Raw genomic sequence first — 4,251 nt, 5'->3', positions numbered from 1 at the left:
GGGCGCGGCGCGGGCACAGGGGGCGGTCAAACCGCCGGGCGAGCTGGTCCCCGCCCTGCCGCGGACGGCGCCGGGTGCGCAGCTTCAGGTCATCGACCTCTGGCCGGGCGACCCGCCGGGCGGCGGCGAGGGCCCCGATCCGAACGGCTACCGCTTCGACGAGACGGCGCGCGGCGTCATCACCAAGGTCGAGCGCCCGTGCCTTCTGGTGATCCGCCCCGACAAGCCGAACGGGTCGGCGATGATCGTGGCGGCCGGCGGCGGCTACCGGTTCATCGACATCGGCAACGAAGGCGTGCCGGTGGGCCAGATGCTGACGGCCGTCGGCGTGACGGTCTTCCTGCTGATCTACCGGCTGCCCGGCGAGGGCTGGGACAACGGCCCCGACGCCCCGCGGCAGGACGCGCAGCGCGCCGTGCGCCTGGTCCGCGCGCAATCGACGGAGCTCGGCATCGATCCGGCCCGCGTCGGCGTGCTGGGCTTCTCGGCCGGCGGGCACCTGATGGGCGAGACCGCGGTCGGCAACCAGAACCTCTATCCGCCGGTGGATGCGCACGACGCCCTGCCGTACCGGCCGGCGCTCGCCGGGCTGCTCTATCCCGTCATCACGATGAAGGCGCCGTTCGACGGCACCTCGACCCGGCGCGTGCTCGTCGGCGACGAGGTCACCGAGGTCGAGATGCGGACCTACTCGGTCGATGTGCAGGTCCGCGCCGACACGCCGCCGATGTTCATGGCGCAAGCGATGGACGACCCGATCGCGGTCTGCGACCACGTGCTCCTGATGTTCGCCGCGCTGCGCAAGGCGAAGATCCCGGCCGAGATGCACCTGTTCGAGCGCGGCGGCCACGGTTTCGGCCTCGGGCCGCCCGGAACGCCGGTGGCGGCGTGGCCCGGCCTGTTCCTCGCCTGGCTCCACGTCCGCGGGTTCCTCGCCGCCTGATACGATTTCGGGTCGATTGGCTCGGTGAGCACCGTGCCCGTTTTCCTGGACGGGTGAAGCGTCAGTGGAACCCGATCCGGAACTCAGCGGAAGACGTCGCGAAGCGTCGAAACCTTGCGCCGTTCGGATCGAGCCGCTGATGCGGCCCTTGATGATGCTGGGTCCCGGATCACCGTCCGCTGGCGCTCCAGGCGTCCGGAAAACGTCGCGCAGGCGAAGTCGTCGGTCGGGAACCGGATGTGGGCGCGCCGCCATGGTTCGGGATACGCCGTGCCGCATCGGGTCCGGCGCCCATGCGCGCCGTGAACAGGCTGGCGCGGCCCGCATGCGGCGCCCGCGTTGCACGGCGCAATCGCCTCGTCTAACGCGAGGGGCATGAACACCGACCACGACAAGATCCTGATCGTCGACTTCGGCTCGCAGGTGACCCAGCTCATCGCCCGGCGCGTCCGGGAGGAGGGGGTCTATTGCGAGATCGTGCCGTTCACGAAGGCGGCCGAGGCCTTCGCCGAGACGCGGCCGAAGGGCGTGATCCTCTCGGGGGGCCCCGAATCGGTGACGAGCGACGCCTCGCCACGCACGCCCCAGGTGGTGTTCGATTCGGGCGTCCCGGTCTTCGGGATCTGCTACGGACAGCAGACGATGGCGGCGCAACTCGGCGGCGAAGTCGAGGGCGGCCACCACGCCGAGTTCGGCCGGGCCGAGATCGAGATCCTGTCCGATTGCCCGCTGTTCAAGGGCGTCTGGCACGTCGGCGAGCATTACCCGGTCTGGATGAGCCACGGCGACCGGGTCACCAAGCTGCCCGACGGCTTCACCACCGTGGCGATCTCGAAGAACGCGCCCTTCGCCGCGGTCGCCGACGAGGCACGCAACTACTACGCGGTCCAGTTCCACCCCGAGGTGGCGCACACCCCGCACGGCGCCCTGCTGATCCGCAACTTCGTGCGCGACATCGCCGGCTGCTCGGGCGACTGGACCATGGGCGCCTACCGCGCCGAGGCGATCGCCAAGATCCGCGAGCAGGTCGGCTCCGAGAAGGTGATCTGCGGCCTTTCGGGGGGCGTCGATTCCTCGGTGGCGGCGGTACTGCTGCACGAGGCCATCGGCGACCAGCTCACCTGCGTCTTCGTCGATCACGGCCTGCTGCGCATGGGCGAGGCCGAAGAGGTCGTGCGGCTGTTCCGCGACCACTACAACATCCCCCTCGTCCACGTGGAGGCGCAGGACCTGTTCCTCGACGCGCTGACCGGCGTCAGCGACCCCGAGGAGAAGCGCAAGACCATCGGCCGGCTGTTCATCGACGTGTTCGACGCGGAATCGAAGAAGATCGGCGGCGCGGCGTTCCTGGCTCAGGGCACGCTCTATCCGGACGTGATCGAGAGCGTGTCGTTCTCGGGCGGTCCGTCCGTGACGATCAAGAGCCATCACAACGTCGGCGGCCTGCCCGCGCGCATGAACATGAAGCTCGTCGAGCCCCTGCGCGAGCTGTTCAAGGACGAGGTGCGGGTGCTCGGGCGCGAGCTCGGCCTGCCCGACGCCTTCGTCGGCCGCCACCCGTTCCCCGGCCCGGGACTCGCGATCCGCTGCCCCGGCACGATCACCCCGGAAAAGCTGGAGGCCCTGCGCAAGGCCGACGCGATCTACCTCGACGAGATCCGCAAGGCCGGCCTCTACGACACGATCTGGCAGGCCTTCGCGGTGATCCTGCCGGTGAAGACCGTCGGCGTGATGGGCGACGGGCGCACCTACGACCACGTCTGCGCGCTGCGCGCCGTCACCTCCGTCGACGGCATGACCGCCGACTTCTACCCGTTCGACATGGCCTTCCTCGGCCGAGTCGCGACCCGGATCATCAACGAGGTGAAGGGCATCAACCGCGTCACCTACGACATCACCTCGAAGCCCCCCGGCACGATCGAGTGGGAGTGATCCCGGCTGCGTTCGACCAGCCCGGATTTACTGCACACGCAGGCCCCTCAGGCGGTGCCGACGCCATGCCGACCGCCTGAAACATGTGGCTTGAGGGACGGTTAAGCCCCTTTCGCTAAGCTCTGCGCCTTACCGAACTCGGGCCAGGGAACGCGAACGATGACAGCCGGCAGGGCCGATCCGATCGGCGTCGACGCGCCGGGGGCCGCCGCGCCGGTCGGCCGCGACCTCGCCCAGACGCTGGTCTTCGCCGGCACCCTGCTGCTCGCCGCCTTCCTGCTGTTCGCCCTGCAGCCGATCTTCACCAAGCGCGTCCTGCCGGTGCTCGGCGGCACGCCGGCGGTGTGGTCCGTGGCGACCGTGGTGTTCCAGGGTCTGCTGCTGGCCGGCTATGCCTACGCCCACGCGATGACGCGCTGGCTGACCTTGCGCGCCTCGGTCGTCGTGCACGGCCTCGTGCTGCTCGCCGGCTCGACGTTCCTGCCGATCGCGGTCGCGACCGAGGCCGGCGCGGCGCAGGGCGGCGACGAGGCGCTTTGGCTCGTCGGCCTGTTCCTCGCGTCGGTCGGCGCGCCGTTCTTCGCCCTGTCGGCGAGCGCGCCGCTGCTGCAGGCCTGGTACGCCCGCTCGGGCAACGCCCGGGCGCAGGACCCGTACTTCCTCTACCGCGCCTCCAACCTCGGCTCGTTCGCAGCGTTGATCGCCTACCCGCTGGCGATCGAGCCGGTCTTCGGGCTCGCCGAGCAGACCCGGCTGTGGTCGGCCGGCTATGCGCTCGCCGCCGGCGCGGTCGCGGCCTGCGCGCTCACCGTCCTCGGTGGCGCGCACAGTCGCGGCCCGGTCGCAGTGACGCCCGAGGTGGCTTGCGCCGCCCCGAGCCTAGCGAGCCGCCTCGCCTGGGTCGGCCTTTCGGCCGTGCCGTCCGGCCTGCTCGTCGCCGTCACCGCCCACGTCACCACCGACGTCGCCGCGATCCCGCTGATGTGGGTGCTGCCGCTGGCGCTCTACCTCCTCACCTTCGTCATCACCTTCCGCTCGCTCGCGACCTGGCCCGAGCGTCCCCTCGCGGCGGTGCAGGTGGCGGGGACCGCCGTCGTCCTTGGCGCGGCCATGATCGGGCGTCTGCCCTTCGCCGCCGACCTGCCGCTCAGCCTCGGCCTCTGCTTCGTCGCGGGCCTCGTCGCCCACCGGGCGGTCTACCGCCTGCGGCCGGCCCCGAGCCGGCTGACCGAGTTCTATCTCTGCACCTCGCTCGGCGGCATGCTCGGAGGCCTGTTCGCCGCGCTGATCGCGCCGAGACTGTTCTCGACGGTGGCCGAATATCCGATCCTGCTGGTGGCGGCGCTCGCCTGCCGGCCCGGCGCCCTGGTCGCCCT

The 4,251-nt window shown here is 70.9% G+C and carries 2 protein-coding genes and 1 pseudogene; all 3 read left to right on the top strand.

What is annotated here, in order from left to right:
• The first annotated feature begins 43 nt into the window (after positions 1–43).
• Complete coding sequence (locus FV222_RS18570) at positions 44–943, top strand: alpha/beta hydrolase (RefSeq protein ID WP_246685539.1); 900 nt, start codon at positions 44–46, stop codon at positions 941–943.
• 375 nt (positions 944–1,318) lie between these two features.
• Positions 1,319–2,875 carry a glutamine-hydrolyzing GMP synthase gene (gene guaA / locus FV222_RS18565; RefSeq protein ID WP_147764316.1) on the top strand — a complete coding sequence of 519 codons (1,557 nt, stop codon included), beginning with the start codon at positions 1,319–1,321 and terminating at the stop codon, positions 2,873–2,875.
• Between the two features lie 159 nt (positions 2,876–3,034).
• Positions 3,035–4,251: pseudogene (locus tag FV222_RS18560) on the top strand (hypothetical protein); the annotation flags it as partial.

Origin of the sequence: Methylobacterium sp. WL103, from assembly GCF_008039885.1 — a bacterium.
Classification (GTDB): domain Bacteria; phylum Pseudomonadota; class Alphaproteobacteria; order Rhizobiales; family Beijerinckiaceae; genus Methylobacterium; species Methylobacterium cerastii.
The sequence above is the reverse complement of the archived record's forward strand: the minus strand, read 5'-3'. Positions and strand labels throughout refer to the sequence as shown.

Coding starts and splice junctions, on each gene's coding strand:
- guaA (WP_147764316.1), top strand. CDS start 1,319: ATGAACACCGACCACGACAAGATCCTGATCGTCGACTTCGGCTCGCAG.